The 13,949-nt window shown below is 68.3% G+C and carries 14 protein-coding genes; 5 read left to right on the top strand and 9 right to left on the bottom strand.

Going from position 1 to position 13,949, the window contains the following annotated elements:
- Positions 1-222 precede the first annotated feature (222 nt).
- Positions 223-612, top strand: a complete 390-nt coding sequence (locus RCO38_RS17315) for a nuclear transport factor 2 family protein (protein ID WP_308329599.1) — start codon at positions 223-225, stop codon at positions 610-612.
- 59 nt (positions 613-671) lie between these two features.
- Here the strand turns inward: RCO38_RS17315 and RCO38_RS17310 are convergent, their stop codons facing one another.
- From RCO38_RS17310 to RCO38_RS17300, 3 genes are all read right to left on the bottom strand, one after another.
- The gene (locus RCO38_RS17310) at positions 672-815 is read right to left on the bottom strand and encodes a hypothetical protein (RefSeq protein ID WP_308329598.1); all 144 of its coding nucleotides are present in this window, start codon (positions 813-815) and stop codon (positions 672-674) included.
- Between the two features lie 85 nt (positions 816-900).
- Positions 901-1,326 carry a PaaI family thioesterase gene (locus RCO38_RS17305; RefSeq protein ID WP_308329597.1) on the bottom strand — a complete coding sequence of 142 codons (426 nt, stop codon included), beginning with the start codon at positions 1,324-1,326 and terminating at the stop codon, positions 901-903.
- 6 nt (positions 1,327-1,332) lie between these two features.
- A complete protein-coding gene (locus tag RCO38_RS17300; protein ID WP_308329596.1) occupies positions 1,333-2,532 on the bottom strand; it encodes a threonine ammonia-lyase in 1,200 nt (399 codons plus the stop codon).
- Between the two features lie 315 nt (positions 2,533-2,847).
- On the opposite strand from RCO38_RS17300, the gene RCO38_RS17295 reads away from it, so the two are divergent.
- Complete coding sequence (locus tag RCO38_RS17295) at positions 2,848-5,115, top strand: ATP-binding protein (protein ID WP_374694552.1); 2,268 nt, start codon at positions 2,848-2,850, stop codon at positions 5,113-5,115.
- Here RCO38_RS17295 and RCO38_RS17290 read toward each other — a convergent pair whose 3' ends face one another.
- The 5 genes from RCO38_RS17290 to RCO38_RS17270 all read right to left on the bottom strand — a co-directional run bounded on the left by RCO38_RS17290 (position 5,116) and on the right by RCO38_RS17270 (position 9,425).
- Complete coding sequence (locus RCO38_RS17290; RefSeq protein ID WP_308329594.1) at positions 5,116-5,838, bottom strand: glutamine amidotransferase; 723 nt, start codon at positions 5,836-5,838, stop codon at positions 5,116-5,118.
- 128 nt (positions 5,839-5,966) lie between these two features.
- Entirely contained in the window at positions 5,967-6,308 is a 342-nt protein-coding gene (locus tag RCO38_RS17285; RefSeq protein ID WP_308329593.1) for a hypothetical protein, read from the bottom strand.
- 171 nt (positions 6,309-6,479) lie between these two features.
- Complete coding sequence (gene recQ / locus RCO38_RS17280) at positions 6,480-8,375, bottom strand: DNA helicase RecQ (RefSeq protein ID WP_308329592.1); 1,896 nt, start codon at positions 8,373-8,375, stop codon at positions 6,480-6,482.
- On the bottom strand, positions 8,372-8,791 hold the full coding sequence (locus tag RCO38_RS17275; RefSeq protein WP_308329591.1) for a rhodanese-like domain-containing protein: 420 nt from the start codon (positions 8,789-8,791) through the stop codon (positions 8,372-8,374). Before RCO38_RS17275 ends, recQ begins: the two co-directional genes overlap by 4 nt.
- Positions 8,792-8,843: 52 nt before the next feature.
- Positions 8,844-9,425 carry a hypothetical protein gene (locus RCO38_RS17270; protein WP_308329590.1) on the bottom strand — a complete coding sequence of 194 codons (582 nt, stop codon included), beginning with the start codon at positions 9,423-9,425 and terminating at the stop codon, positions 8,844-8,846.
- Between the two features lie 97 nt (positions 9,426-9,522).
- On the opposite strand from RCO38_RS17270, the gene RCO38_RS17265 reads away from it, so the two are divergent.
- Complete coding sequence (locus RCO38_RS17265) at positions 9,523-10,569, top strand: homocysteine S-methyltransferase family protein (protein WP_308329589.1); 1,047 nt, start codon at positions 9,523-9,525, stop codon at positions 10,567-10,569.
- A 1-nt stretch (position 10,570) separates the two neighbouring features.
- Here the strand turns inward: RCO38_RS17265 and RCO38_RS17260 are convergent, their stop codons facing one another.
- Positions 10,571-10,897: a hypothetical protein gene (locus RCO38_RS17260; RefSeq protein WP_308329588.1), complete on the bottom strand. Its 327-nt coding sequence runs from the start codon at positions 10,895-10,897 to the stop codon at positions 10,571-10,573.
- Positions 10,898-11,262: 365 nt separating this feature from the next.
- Between RCO38_RS17260 and RCO38_RS17255 the strand changes: the two genes are divergently transcribed.
- The gene (locus RCO38_RS17255) at positions 11,263-12,213 is read left to right on the top strand and encodes a TerC family protein (protein ID WP_308329587.1); all 951 of its coding nucleotides are present in this window, start codon (positions 11,263-11,265) and stop codon (positions 12,211-12,213) included.
- Between the two features lie 160 nt (positions 12,214-12,373).
- Positions 12,374-13,933, top strand: a complete 1,560-nt coding sequence (locus RCO38_RS17250) for a methyl-accepting chemotaxis protein (RefSeq protein ID WP_308329586.1) — start codon at positions 12,374-12,376, stop codon at positions 13,931-13,933.
- The last annotated feature ends 16 nt before the right edge of the window (positions 13,934-13,949 follow it).

Here is a 13,949-nt window from a genome sequence, read left to right as displayed (position 1 = left end):
ATAAGGGCGGTCGGCGCTCGGGGCTGCAGGGCGGTTGCGGATGCACCGCGACAGCCAGAAAGGGGGCGGGTGATCCCGGGTTCTGGTCCGCGTGTCGGCCTAACCGCTCAATTTTAAAAAAGAAGGGTGGTCAGTTACCGGCAAGTTACATGCAAGCCTTGCATAACCTGATGCATGAATGCCGGCGGGGGTACGGTGTGGCGGAGCCGCTAGAGTCGCGCCATGGAACCCGAACTCACCCTGGAATCCGGTCTGGCGCCCGTGCTGGACGAGCTCAAAACCCTTGAAGACCTCTACCACGCGGCCTTTGCGGACGCGACCCTGGCCGACTTCGACCGGCTGGTGGCGCCCGGCTTCTGGGAGACCGGCGCCACCGGCCGCCGCTACAGCCGGGCCTTCGCACGCCAGGTGCTGGCGCAGCGCCCCGGCCGGCCCGATCCGGCGAGCTGGCAGACCGACGAGCACCACCTGCAGCGGGTGGGCGAGGACGTCTGGCTGCTCACCTACCGCCTGCACCAGCCGGGCCGGGTCACGCGGCGCACGACGCTGTGGCGGCGGGAGGGCGCGCGCTGGCAGGCGGTGTACCACCAGGGCACGGTGGTCGCCGGCTGAGCGGACTCCAAAACAAAAGCCGCCCGGTGGGCGGCTTTGTTCGTAGACCGAAGCTGGTTTCAGGCCATGAACACGGCGATGAAGGCCAGCAGGAAGATCAGCACCGCGCCGGCCACGGGCAGCACGACGGGCATGTGCGGAACGATGGACTCGACCACGTCCTGGGGCTGATCGGCGTGGCTGTCGTGGGGGGCGTGGGCCATGGGGCGTCTCCGGGATTGAGAAAAATCAACGCGGATTCTAAAGCCGACCGGCCCGTGCCGCACCCGGCCGAACCCTCGGCATCTTTCAGAGCAGCGCGTAGGTGGTGCTGGCGCGGCAGACGCTCTTGCCGTCGAGGGCGCCGGCGATGTCGATCTCGCCGAACACCAGGTTCTTGCCGGCCCGCACCACGCGCGCCGTCACCAGTGCGTCCTGGTTCGACAGCGGCTTGAGGAAGCTGCTGTTCTGCTGCACGGTGGTCATCGGCCGCCGGGTGCCCAGCCGGGTCACGATGGCCAGCACCATGGCGGTGTCGGCGGCGGCCATCATGGCCTGACCGCAGACCATGCCACCGATGCGTGCGAGCTGGTCGTTCTGCGGCAGCCGCAGCACCACCTCGTCGGTCTGGAACGACTCGACGCGCAGGCCCAGCGCCTGGATCCAGGGTGCGAACCAGTCGGACAGGCAGGCCTGCAGGGTATCGGTGTTCAGCGTCTCTTCGGGTGGGTTCATGGCGGGTTACATCAGTTGGGCGTCGAAGCCGGCGGCCTTGAGCGCGTCGATCACCTGCTGCACGTGCTCGCGCCCGCGGGTCTGCAGCACCAGCTCGATCGCCACGTTCTGCGCCGCCAGCAGGGTGAAGGCGCGCTGGTGGTGGACTTCGTCGATGTTGGCGCCAGCCTCAGCCACGATGGCGGTGATGCGCGCCAGGTTGCCGGGCACGTCGCGTGCGCTGACCTGCACGCGCGCGAGCCGGCCGGCCCGCACCATGCCGCGTTCGATGATCGAGGCCAGCAGCATCGGGTCGATGTTGCCGCCGCACAGCACCAGGCCCACCTTGCGAGAGGCAAAGCGCTCCGGGTGCTTGAGCACGGCGGCCAGTCCGGCCGCTCCCGCGCCCTCGACCAGGGTTTTCTCGATCTCCAGCAGCATCACGATGGCCTGCTCGATGTCGCCCTCGTCGACCAGCAGCAGGTCGTCGACCTTGTCCCGGATGATGGCCTGCGGGATCACGCCCGGCGTACCGACCGCGATGCCCTCGGCGATGGTGCTGCTGCCCTGCGGCAGGTGCGTGCCCTTGATGGCGTTGTACATGGCCGGGAAGCGCTCGGTCTGCACGCCGACGATCCGGATGTCCGGCCGCACGGCGCGCGCCGCCGTCGCCATGCCGGCGATCAGGCCGCCGCCGCCGATGGCGATCACCAGCGTGTCGATGTCGGGCTGCGCGCGCAGCATCTCCAGCGCCACCGTGCCCTGGCCGGCGACGATGGCCTCATCGTCGTACGGGTGCACGAACACCAGCCCCTGCTGCTCGGCCAGCGCGTAGGCGTGCGCGCGCGCCGCCTCCAGGGTATCTCCGTGCAGCACGACCTCGGCGCCGAAGCCGCGCGTGCGCTCGACCTTCACGCCGGGGGTGAAGCGCGGCATCACGATCACCGCGCGGATGCCCAGGCGCTGGGCGTGATAGGCCACGCCCTGGGCGTGGTTGCCGGCGCTCATGGCCACCACGCCGCGCGCCCGTTCGTCGGCCGACAGCTGGGAGAGCTTGTTGCAGGCACCGCGCTCCTTGAACGACGCGGTGTACTGCAGGTTCTCGAACTTGAGGAACACCTGGCAGCCGGTGAGCTGCGAAAGCGTGCGCGATTCCACGCAAGGGGTGTCCAGCACCTGGCCGTTCAGGCGCTCAGCGGCGGCGTCGATGTCTCTTTTTTCCAGCATGGACCGATTGTGCCGCCGGACGATTGTCACAAGTGAGCGGGAAAGGCCCCACAACTCGCCGGACCGCGCTGGATCATGCTCTTCCATGATGGATGAAGCTGGGTTATGGTCCGCTCCAATCCGCTTTCGCGGACCGCATGCCCCGTTGTCTAGACTGGAGGTGTCCTCATGAGCAAACGCCTGTTGCAGCGCGCCATGCCGGCGGCGCCGCGCCCGGCCGAGGCGCGCCCGGGCCCCGAACCCCGGCACAGCCCGGCGTCGGACGCGCGCGTGTTCGTGCCGACCGGGCTGCGCCAGGCGCCGGTGCTGGACCTGATGTGCTCGCACTTCGTGCTCACGCTCGCCGCCCGCCAGGGGCAGCGCTTCAACGTGCGCCGCGACCTCAACACCCTGCTGGCGCTGGCCGGCCGCCACCTGGTCTGGCCGATGACCGTGCTCACGCGCCTGCGCGAGTTCCTGGCCCGCCGCTGCAAGGACAACGAACTCTGGACCGGCAACGAGCAGCTCTCCACGGCCGCGTTCATGGAGCGCTACGGCGTCTGGCGCGGCCCCTATGAGGAAGGCACGCTGTTCTTCTATCTCGACGAGTACGCCAAGGAGTCGCCCAAGGACCTGCTGTCGGTGCTGGCAGTGACCGGAGACTGGCTCAACCAGGCGCTGAAGAAGCAGAGCACGCTGGTGGAGAAGAACATCGACGCGCTGGCCAACCTGCTGCAGCTCAACCGCGCCGAGCGCGCGCTGCTGCTCTACGGCACGCTGGCGCGCTACCAGCGCGACCTGCGCTCCATCCTGGTGGAGTTCAAGGTCAACAACGCACCCGAGGCCTACGCGGCGATCGCCGACGTGGCCGGCGTGAAGGCCAGCGAAGTGGGCGAGGCGCTGCGCGCCGGCTCGCGGCTGGAACGCATCGGCATGGTGGAGAACCTGATCTCCGAACACAACATCACCGACCTGGCCGACCTGATGAAGGTCAGCGAGAAGCTGCCGCCGGTGCTGATGCGCGAGTACCGCAGCGAGAGCGAGCTGATGGCGGTGTTCACGCGGCCGGCGGCACGCTCGGCGCTCACGCCCAAGGATTTCGATTACGTCGCCGACGACGTGCGCCTGCTCAGCGGCCTGCTGCGCGAGGCGGTGGCGCGCAAGGAGCCGGGCGTCAACATCCTGCTCTACGGCCCGCCAGGCACCGGCAAGACCGAGCTGGCGCGCGTGGTCGCGCAGGCCGCGGGGCTGGAGCTGTTCGAGGTGGAATACGCCGACCGCGACGGCAACGCGCTCTCGGGCCGTGACCGCTACCGCTCTCTGCAAATCGCCCAGGTCTTCCTCAAGGGCACGGCGCATTCGGCCCTGCTGTTCGACGAGGTGGAGGACGTGTTTCCGCCCATCAGCAGCGAGGCGGCCCAGTTCATGGCGCGTGCCGAGCAGGTGCCGGCGCCGCAGAGCCACAGCGTCAGCGGCAAGGCCTGGGTCAACCAGATCCTCGAATCCAACGCGGTGCCGACCATCTGGGTGACCAACCGCATCGAGCAGATCGACCCGGCGTTCCGCCGCCGCTTCGCCTACCACCTGGAACTCAAGAGCCCGCCGCCCGGCGCGCGTGAGCAGCTCGTTCGCAAGACGCTGGAAGGCGAGCCGGTGTCCGAGGCGCTGGTGGCGCGGCTGACCGCGCGCAAGGGGCTGACGCCGGCGCAGATCCGCACTGCGGTGCGCTTTGCGCATCTGGCGGCCGCGCCGGTCAAGGTGCCGGGACGGCGCAGGAAGGTGGCGGCCGACACCAGCCCGACGCTGGACGAGCTGATCGAGCGCCAGCTGCGCAACGCCGATCTGGCGCTGGGCCGCCGGCCCGACGCGGGCATGCGCCCGGAAGTCACGCAGTACAGCCTGGACATGCTGAACGTCGAGTCCCGCTACGAGATCGGCCGCATCGTTGAGGCGCTCAAGGCGCGTGGCCATGGCTGCCTGTGTTTCCACGGCGCACCGGGCACCGGCAAGACCGCGCTGGCCGAGCACATCGCCAAGCAGCTCGAACGGCCGCTGATGATCCGGCGCGCCAGCGATCTGGTGAGCAAGTTCGTGGGCGAGACCGAGCAGCAGATGGCGGCCATGTTCCGCGAGGCCGAGGCCGAGAAGGCGGTGCTGCTGCTGGACGAGGCCGACAGCTTTTTGCAGGACCGGCGCGGCGCGCAGCGCACCTACGAGGTGACCGAGGTCAACGAGATGCTGCAGGGCATGGAGCGCTTCAACGGCATCTTCGTCTGCACCACCAACCTCATGGACGCGATCGACCAGGCGGCGCTGCGGCGCTTCACCTTCAAGATCCGGTTCAAGCCGCTGCGCAGGGACCAGCGCGAGCGCATGTTCGTGGTCGAGGCGCTGGCCGGCGACGAGGCCGGCCTGACGGATGCGATCCGCTCACGGCTGGCGAAGCTGGAGCAGCTGTGTCCCGGCGACTTCGCGGCCGTCAAGCGGCAGGTCGAGATCCTGGCCGAGACCTTGCCGCCGGAGGAGTTTCTGGCCCAGCTCGAGGCCGAGCACCGCATCAAGCCCGAGGTGCGCGAAGCACGCGGCATGGGCTTTGTCCACTGATCAGGCCAGCGCCAGTCTGGCGAATCGGGGCAGCACCGAGGCGGCTTCGGGCGTCGGGCTGAGCGCGGCGGCAATCTGTGCTGCATCCAACCCTTCTGTGGCCAGCGTCGGCCCCAATCCGTCGAGGTAAGCGCGCAGCGCCGCGTCGGAAAACTCCGGGTGGAACTGCACGCCCCAGGCGCGTTCGCCAACACGGAAAGCGTGGTGCGCCTCGTGCGCGCTGCCGGCCAGCAGCACGGCGTCTGCAGGCAGGCGGCGCACCGACTGCCAGTGCACCGCCTGCGCCGGAAAGCGCCCTGGCAGGCCGCCGAGCAGCGGGTCATTGGCCGCCGCGGCATGGCGCTCCACGGTCACGGTGCCGATCTCCACACCGTCGGGGTGGTGGGTCACCTCGCCGCCCAGCGCGTGGGCCAGCAGCTGGTGGCCGTAGCAGATGCCCAGCACCGGCGTGCCGGCAGCGACAGCGGCCTGCAGCCAGGGGACGAGAGCCTCGCTCCAGGGCTCGCGCTCGCTCACCATGCTGTGCGAGCCGGTGAGCACCACGCCCGAAAACCGCTCGGGCGCGTCGGGCAACCCACCGGCCTGTGCGTCGTGTGTCGCCAGCACCGTGGCGCCGCCCTCGCGCAGCCCGGCGGCGATCCAGTCGTCGAAGTCGCCCAGCCGGTCGCGGATGTGGGCATGGGTGGAGCCGGTCTTGAGGATGAGCAGGGGAGCATGGGACATGGCCCGGATTCTAGGAAAGGCGAGATGGCCATGCACCGGTGCGGGCACCCGCCGACGGCGCGCCGGAAATGGCGAAGCCGCCCGCACCCTGCGGCGCGCGGCGGCTTCTGTGACCGGGCCGGTCCCGGTCAGTGCAACAGGGCCATCGGACCCGACGGCAGTTCCTCGGGGGTGTGGTCCGGGTGGTGGTTCACGAAAAACTGCAGCTTCTGGTCCAGCCGGGAAACGCGCTGGTGGGCCACGCCTTCGCAGTGGTGCTTGGAGATCAGGTTGAACAGCTTGCCGCGCAGGAACCAGAGGTCCTGCGGGTTGCGGCACGCCAGCAGGGCTGCGTGCAACCGTGTGCGCAGCGGGTCCTGGATGTCGGACACGGCGTCCTCGAATTCGCTCACCAGGAAGTCCATTTCCAGGACCTGGGTGTCGTGGTAGCTGGCTTCTTTCTGTCCGAACCAGGGCAGCTTGAAAAACATGGTCACTCTCCGCTGAAGTCTTGGTGCCGGCAGTCCACCGGCTTCCTCTGGTTCTTCGGCGGGCGGGGTGGGGTCTTGAGAGAAATGGACCGGAAAACAGCCCCATTTCCGACGGGCGGTCGGGTGGTCAGACGATGGTTGACAGCCGTATCGGCGCAAGGCCGGCGGGCTTTAATCGAAAGCACTCACCACGCGCAGCACCTCGGCGCCGTAGGCCTCGCGTTTTTTCTGGCCGATGCCGGAAATGCCGTCCAGATCGGCCATCGAGCGCGGTTTCTGCGCGGCAATCGCACGCAGCGTGGCGTCGTGGAAGATCACGAAGGCCGGCAGGTTGTGCTCGCGCGCCACCTCCGCGCGCCAGGCCTTGAGCGCGTCCAGGCACTCGCGTTCGGACAGCGACAGCGGCTGGCCGTCGGGCGCCACCGCGTCGCGCGCGATCTTGCGGCCGCTGCGTCGGGCGCCCTTGGACTCGGTGACCTCGCGCAGCCAGACCTGGGACTCGCCCTTGAGGATGGGGCGGGCGCCATCGGCCAGGTGCAGGGTGTTGTACGGGGCGTCGTCCACCCGCACCGCCTCGCGCGCGATCAGCTGGCGCAGCAGCGCGCGCCACTGGCTCTCGCTGAGGTCGGCGCCGATGCCGAAGGTGCTGAGCCTGTCGTGCCCGTACTGGGTGACTTTGTCGGTCACCTTGCCTCGCAGGATGTCCATCAGGTGGCCCGCGCCGAAGGCCGTGCCACTGGCCTGCTGCACGCGGTAGATGCACGAGAGCATCTTGCGCGCGGCCTCGGTGGCGTCGTTGAGTTCGGGCGGGTGCAGGCAGTTGTCGCAGTTGCCGCAAGGCTGGCTGGCCTCGCCAAAGTAACTCAGCAGCCGCACGCGCCGGCAGTCGCTGGCCTCGGCCAGCGCCAGCAGGGCGTCGAGCTTGCCGCGCAGCACCTGCTTGAACGCGTCGCCCGCCGGGCTCTCGTCGATCATGCGGCGCTGGTTCACCACGTCCTGCAGGCCGTAGACCATCCAGGCGTCGGCCGGCTCGCCGTCGCGGCCGGCGCGGCCGGTTTCCTGGTAATAGCCCTCGATGTTCTTGGGCATGTCCAGGTGGGCCACGAAGCGCACGTCGGGCTTGTCGATGCCCATGCCGAAGGCGATGGTGGCGACCATGATCAGACCTTCTTCGCGCAGGAAGCGGTCCTGGTGCTTCTGGCGCACGGTCGAGTCCAGGCCCGCGTGGTAGGGCAGGGCGTTCAGGCCGTGGTCCACCAGCAGGGCCGCCACTTCTTCCACCCGCTTGCGCGACTGGCAGTAGACGATGCCGGCGTCGTGGCCCTGGCCGTTCATGTGCTCGTCGCGGATGAAGCGCAGCAGCTGCTGCGTGCCGTCCTTCTTCTCGACGATGCTGTAGCGGATGTTGGGCCGGTCGAAGCTGCTGACAAAACGCCGCGCGTCCTGCAGCTGCAGGTGCGTCACGATGTCCTCGCGCGTCAGGTCGTCGGCCGTGGCGGTCAGCGCGATGCGCGGCACACCTACGTAGCGCTCGTGCAGCACCGCCAGCTCGCGGTACTCGGGCCGGAAGTCGTGGCCCCACTGGCTCACGCAGTGCGCCTCGTCGATCGCGAACAGCGAGAGCAGACCGCGTTCGTGCAGCGAATCGAGCAGCGCCAGGAAGCGCGGCGTGGTCAGCCGCTCGGGCGCGGCGTAGAGCATCGTGATCTCGCCCTTGAGCAGGCGGCGCTCGATCTGCTGCGCCTCGTCGCTGGTGAGGCTGGAGTTCAGGAAGGCCGCGTCCACGCCGGCTTCGAGCAGGGCGCCGACCTGGTCGTGCATCAGCGCGATCAGCGGCGAGACCACGATGGACACGCCATGCCCGGCGCGCTGGCGCACGATGGCCGGGATCTGGTAACACAGGCTCTTGCCGCCGCCGGTGGGCATGAGCACCAGGGCGTCGCCGCCGTCGCTGACGTGCGTGACGATGCCCGCCTGCGGGCCGCGGAAGGCCTCGTAACCGAACACCGCCTGCAGCACCTCGGCGCAGGCTTCGAGCGTCTCACCTTCGGAGGAAATGTCGATCACATCTGTTCCCAGGGCAGGCCGTCGTGGCGCCAGCCGTTGACCGTGCTGCGCTTGAACTGGTCGTCCAGATCGCCTTCGAAACCGTGCACCACGTGCAGCACGTCCGTGAAGCCGGCGGCTTCCAGCGCGGCAGCAGCGTCCTGCGTGCGCTTGCCGCTGCGGCAGATCAGCAGCACCGGGCGCGCCTTGTCGCCGGCCTCGGCTTCCACGGCGGCGGCAAAAGCCCTCGGATCGGTGGTGAGGTCCGGGTACTCGTACCAGGCGATGTGCACCACGCCGGGCGGCCGGCCGACGTAGAGCGACTCGATCTCCATGCGCACATCGACGAACAGCGGGGGCTCCAGGCCCCGGGCGGCGCGCTGCGCGGTCTGGTCTTGCAGCCAGGCCCAAGCCTCGGTCGGGAGCAGGTGTTTCATGGAGGCGTATTGTCGTTGAGGCCACGGCCCCAGTGCCGCGGCGGCGGGCGGGTCAACTGGCCGCCCGGGGCGTCAGCGTGATGGTGAACAGCTGGTTCTGGAATTCGGGACGGAACACCTGGCGGTCCGGCTCCCCGAGCGAGCGGGTGATGATCGCCCCCGGCATGCGCGGGTAGGTGCCGCGCCAGTAGTACAGGACCACCGGCCGTTCCCGCGTCAGATCCTCGGCCGTCAGGCGGGCCTCGAAGACCTCGTCGCCCTCGGCGGCGGTGGCCGCAAAACGGGCCGAGGTGGACACCAGCCGCCAGCGGCAGCGGTCCTGTTCCGCGCCGGCCGCCGGGCGAGCGGGGATCGTGGTCTCGTAGTGCTGTCCGCCCTTGTGTACGACCGGCAGGGGCACGCTCAAGTCGCCACCGGACGGCGCGCCCGCAGGGCAGTCCTCGGCGCGGTAGTCCGCGTGCCAGCTCACCTGTCCGAACGGGCCCGGCGCCCGCTCGATCACCGCCAGCACCGTGTGGCTGCGCTCCGCGCCCCACGTGCCGATCTGGTCGCAGCCCGCCAGCAGGGCGCAAAGCCCCCATGCCAACGCCCGGTGGCCCGGGCCAGCGGCCCATGGGCCCTCACGCAGTTGCACGACACACCTCCTGAAGCGGCTCAGTATAGAAAACAGGGTCGGCGCCGAAGCCCATGACCACGGCCGGCCGGGGACCGTTTCCTACAATCGCGGGATCATGAAAACGCCCGTCTACACCCGCGCCCAGGCGCTGCCCCAGATCCTGTCCCAACGCATCGCCATCCTCGACGGCGCCATGGGCACCATGATCCAGCGCTTCAAGCTGGGCGAGGCGCAGTACCGCGGCGAGCGCTTCAAGGACTTCCACAAGGACGTCAAGGGCAACAACGAGCTGCTGAGCCTCACGCGCCCCGACGTGATCCGCGACATCCACGAAGGCTACCTCGCGGCCGGCGCCGACCTGATCGAGACCAACACCTTCGGCGCCACGACCATCGCGCAGGAAGACTACGACATGGCCCACCTGGCGCGCGAGATGAACCTGGCCTCGGCCCGCATCGCCCGCGAAGCCTGCGACAAGTACAGCACGCCCGACAAGCCGCGCTTCGTGGCCGGCGCCCTGGGCCCCACGCCCAAGACGGCCAGCATCAGCCCCGACGTGAACGACGCCGGCGCCCGCAACGTCACCTTCGAGCAGCTGCGCGCCGCCTACTACGAACAGGTGGAGGCGCTGGTCGAGGGCGGCGCCGACGTGCTGCTGGTGGAGACCATCTTCGACACGCTCAACGCCAAGGCCGCGCTGTTCGCCATCGACGAATACTTCGAGAAGAGCGGCGAGCGCCTGCCGGTCATCATCAGCGGCACCGTGACGGACGCCTCCGGCCGCATCCTGAGCGGCCAGACCGTCACCGCCTTCTGGGCCAGCGTGCGCCACATCCAGCCGCTGGCCGTGGGCCTGAACTGCGCGCTGGGCGCCACGCTGATGCGCCCCTACATCCAGGAACTGGCCAAGGTCGCGGGCGACACTTTCATCAGCTGCTACCCCAACGCCGGCCTGCCCAACCCGATGAGCGACACCGGCTTCGACGAAACGCCCGAGGTCACCAGCCGCCTGCTCAAGGAGTTCGCGGCCGAGGGCCTGGTCAACATCGTGGGCGGCTGCTGCGGCACCACGCCGCAGCACATCGGCGCGATCCACGACGCGGTGGCGAGCCAGGCGCCGCGGGCGGTGGGGCGGCAGCCTTTCTACAAGGAAGCGGCCTGAGCTACATCAGGCGCGACCGCGCCCCATCGGCTGTTCCGGTGGCTGGTGCTGCGCTCATGTAGACCATCAGGCAGCTGTCCCACTCCCCGCGCAGGGAGCGGCGCAGCCGCTCGGCCAGTGCCAGGCGCTCCGCGTCCGAAGCCAAAACCAGGACGCTGTTGGTGTGGGGGGTCATCACGTAGCCCCGCCCGCGGTCGTCGCTGGACGCGAACTCGAACATGCCGACCGATTGCCGTTGCTCCAGTGTGGCAAGCAGGTCTTCGGTCTCGCGCCGGTTCCAGAGATCGACCTCCTGCAGCCACTCGTCCGTGTTGTTCGTGAACATCATCTGACGCCTCCTTTTCCGTGGGTTGGTCCCTGGCTGTATCGCCCGGGGCTCAAGGGAATGAAGCGGCAAGTTGTCAGCAATCGAAACCGGATGTGACTCCTCGCCACTTTCTGTTTTTTCCGGAAGAACCTTCCCGGCGGCGGACATGCAAGGCGCTTGCACAATCGCGGCTCCCATCAAGGGGAGTAACCAGCCCGCCACCGGACGCACAGCCCGGCTTCGGCGGGTGGGGCATCCGTCAGTACGCGGTCTTCACCGAGAGGCCGCCGGATGCCCCGGGCCGGGCGCCATGCCCGGTCCCGGCCAGACCTTGGAGGGTGTTCTTCATCCGATCAACACCGTCCTCAAGAAAAGGTCTGTCATTCATGGAAACCATCGCACCCCTCTGGCTCTGGGGCGTCTTCGTCGCCTTCGTGCTCGCGGCCCTGTTCGTTGACTTCGTCGTGCTCAAGAAGCAGGGCGCGCACGCCGTGGGCGTGAAGGAGGCGCTCAACTGGTCGCTGGCCTGGGTGGCGGTGAGCTTCGTCTTCAACGGTCTGCTGTGGTGGGCCATCAAGGACACCACCGGCTCGACCGCGCTGGCCAACGAGAAGTCGCTGGAGTTCCTGACCGGTTACCTGATCGAGAAGAGCCTGGCGGTGGACAACATCTTCGTGTTCCTGCTGATCTTCACCTACTTCGCGGTGCCGCCGGCCTTCCAGAAGCGGGTGCTGATGATCGGCATCCTGGGCGCCATCGTGCTGCGCACCATCATGATCCTGGTGGGCGGCTGGCTGCTGGCGCAGTTCCACTGGATCCTCTATGTGTTCGGCGCCTTCCTGATCCTCACCGGCGTCAAGATGTGGTGGGCCGCCGGCAAGGAAGAGAGCCTGGACGACAACCCGGCGCTCAAGCTGCTGCGCCGCGTGATGCCGGTGAGCAAGCACTACGACGGTGAAAAGTTCTTCACCATCGAGAACGGCAAGAAGATCGCCACGCCGCTGCTGATGGTGATCGCCATGGTGGGCCTGACCGACGTGATTTTTGCGGTGGACTCCATCCCGGCCATCTTCGCCATCACCAAGGACCCGTTCATCGTGCTCACCAGCAACGTGTTCGCCATCCTCGGCCTGCGCGCCATGTTCTTCCTGCTGCAGGCCGCGGCCAGCCGCTTCCACCTGCTGAACTACGGTCTGGCGGTGATCCTGGTGTTCATCGGCAGCAAGATGATGCTGATCGACATCTTCAAGATCCCGGTGGCGGTGTCGCTGGGCGTGGTGCTGGGCATCCTGGCCGTCACCATGGTCTGGAGCGCCAAGACCGCGCCCAACACCTGAGGCGTCGGGCGCCTTGGCCGCGCCCGCGCCGAATGAGCCCGCAAGCGTGACATAAAGCACTCAATTTCCGGGCTCATCGACCGATTGCATGAGAGAAAGGCGCTCCAGACTGGGGCTGCTCACGCCGCTGCCGAAGGCGGATTCAACTCAGAGGGATCTCATGCATTACTGGTTTCAGCGCTGGTCCATCGTGGCCAAACTGCGGTTCCTGGCGTTTCTGGGCATTGCCTGTCTGGTGGCTCTGGCGGCGTGGCAGGGGGTTGAAACCTACCGGCACGGCTACGCCGCGCGGCAGGATGCCACCCGGCGCACCGTGGAGGTGGCGCATGGCATCGTGGCCTGGGCCCACGGGCTGGAAACCAGCGGACAGATGGACCGCGCGGCCGCCCAGGCGCTTGCCAAGGGCGCGATCTCGAAGCTGCGCTACGAAGGCAACGAGTACTTCTGGATCAACGACATGACCCCGCGGGTCGTGATGCACCCGATCAAGCCGGCGCTGGATGGCACCGACGTGAGTGGCATGAAGGACCCCAACGGATTGGCGCTGTTCGTGGCCTTCGCCGACAAGGTCCGCAAAGAACAGCAGGGCTTCGTGCCCTACCTCTGGCCCAAGCCGGGACAGGACCGGCCGGTGGAGAAGCTGTCCTATGTCAAGGGCTTCGAGCCCTGGGGTTGGGTGATCGGTTCGGGCATCTACATCGACGACCTGAAGGCCGAACTCTTTTCGTATGTCCGCAAGCTGGCGATGATCGTGGGCGCGACGCTGGTGGTCACGGTGCTGCTCGCGCGCAGCATCTCGCGCTCCATCGTGAAGGGCCTGAACAAGGCCAACCGGGTGGCGCACGCCATCGCCCAGGGCGACATCAGCCAGGACATCCGGGTGCGCGACGGTCACGATGAGGTGGGGCAGCTGCTGCGCTCGATGGCCATGATGAGCGCCAACCTTCGGCGCATGGTGGGCATGGTGCAGGAGTCGGCGCACAGCATGGAGACCGCGGCCTCGGAGATTGCCGCCGGCAACAACGATCTGTCGGGCCGCACCGAACAGACGGCGTCCAACCTGGAACAGACGGCGGCCGCCATGGCCGAGATCAACGAGACGGTGACGCGCAACGCCGCCGCCGCCAACCAGGCGGGCGACATCTCGCAGCAGGCCTCGCACAGTGCGGCCGATGGCAGCCGCGTGGTGGCCGAGGTGATGACCACCATGGACCAGATCACCCACTCCTCGCGGCGCATCGCCGACATCACCGGCGTGATCGACGGTATCGCCTTCCAGACCAACATCCTGGCGCTCAATGCCGCCGTCGAGGCGGCCCGCGCGGGCGATCACGGGCGCGGTTTTGCGGTGGTGGCGTCGGAAGTGCGGTCGCTGGCCACACGCTCGGCCGAGGCGGCCCGGGAGATCAAGGACCTGATCAGCGAATCGGTGCAGCGGGTGGAGTCGGGCGGCGCGCTGGTGAACAGCGCCGGCCACACCATGCAGCAGATTGTCGAGTCGGTACAACGGGTGAACGAGCTGGTCGGCACCATGCGCCAGGCCAATCAGGAGCAGGCGACCGGTGTGGGCGAGGTGAACCTGGCGGTCGCGAACCTGGATCAGATGACCCAGCAGAACTCGGCGCTGGTCGAAGAGTCGGCCGCCGCCGCCGCCAGCCTGCGCGACCAAGCCACCCATCTGCTGGACGCGGTCAAGGTGTTCAAGCTGCACGCCGCCTGAGCGGCCCACGCCACGC

It is taken from the genome of Hydrogenophaga pseudoflava (genome assembly GCF_031020795.1).
GTDB lineage: Bacteria > Pseudomonadota > Gammaproteobacteria > Burkholderiales > Burkholderiaceae_C > Hydrogenophaga > Hydrogenophaga pseudoflava_A.
The sequence above is the reverse complement of the archived record's forward strand: the minus strand, read 5'-3'. Positions and strand labels throughout refer to the sequence as shown.

Bases quoted from the DNA above. Each gene is read 5' to 3' on its own strand.
- RCO38_RS17315 (WP_308329599.1), top strand. From the start codon at position 223: ATGGAACCCGAACTCACCCTGGAATCCGGTCTGGCGCCCGTGCTGGAC.
- RCO38_RS17310 (WP_308329598.1), bottom strand. From the start codon at position 815: ATGGCCCACGCCCCCCACGACAGCCACGCCGATCAGCCCCAGGACGTG.
- RCO38_RS17305 (WP_308329597.1), bottom strand. From the start codon at position 1,326: ATGAACCCACCCGAAGAGACGCTGAACACCGATACCCTGCAGGCCTGC.
- RCO38_RS17300 (WP_308329596.1), bottom strand. From the start codon at position 2,532: ATGCTGGAAAAAAGAGACATCGACGCCGCCGCTGAGCGCCTGAACGGC.
- RCO38_RS17295 (WP_374694552.1), top strand. From the start codon at position 2,848: ATGTGCTCGCACTTCGTGCTCACGCTCGCCGCCCGCCAGGGGCAGCGC.
- RCO38_RS17290 (WP_308329594.1), bottom strand. From the start codon at position 5,838: ATGTCCCATGCTCCCCTGCTCATCCTCAAGACCGGCTCCACCCATGCC.
- RCO38_RS17285 (WP_308329593.1), bottom strand. From the start codon at position 6,308: ATGTTTTTCAAGCTGCCCTGGTTCGGACAGAAAGAAGCCAGCTACCAC.
- RCO38_RS17275 (WP_308329591.1), bottom strand. From the start codon at position 8,791: ATGAAACACCTGCTCCCGACCGAGGCTTGGGCCTGGCTGCAAGACCAG.
- RCO38_RS17265 (WP_308329589.1), top strand. From the start codon at position 9,523: ATGAAAACGCCCGTCTACACCCGCGCCCAGGCGCTGCCCCAGATCCTG.
- RCO38_RS17260 (WP_308329588.1), bottom strand. From the start codon at position 10,897: ATGATGTTCACGAACAACACGGACGAGTGGCTGCAGGAGGTCGATCTC.
- RCO38_RS17255 (WP_308329587.1), top strand. From the start codon at position 11,263: ATGGAAACCATCGCACCCCTCTGGCTCTGGGGCGTCTTCGTCGCCTTC.
- RCO38_RS17250 (WP_308329586.1), top strand. From the start codon at position 12,374: ATGCATTACTGGTTTCAGCGCTGGTCCATCGTGGCCAAACTGCGGTTC.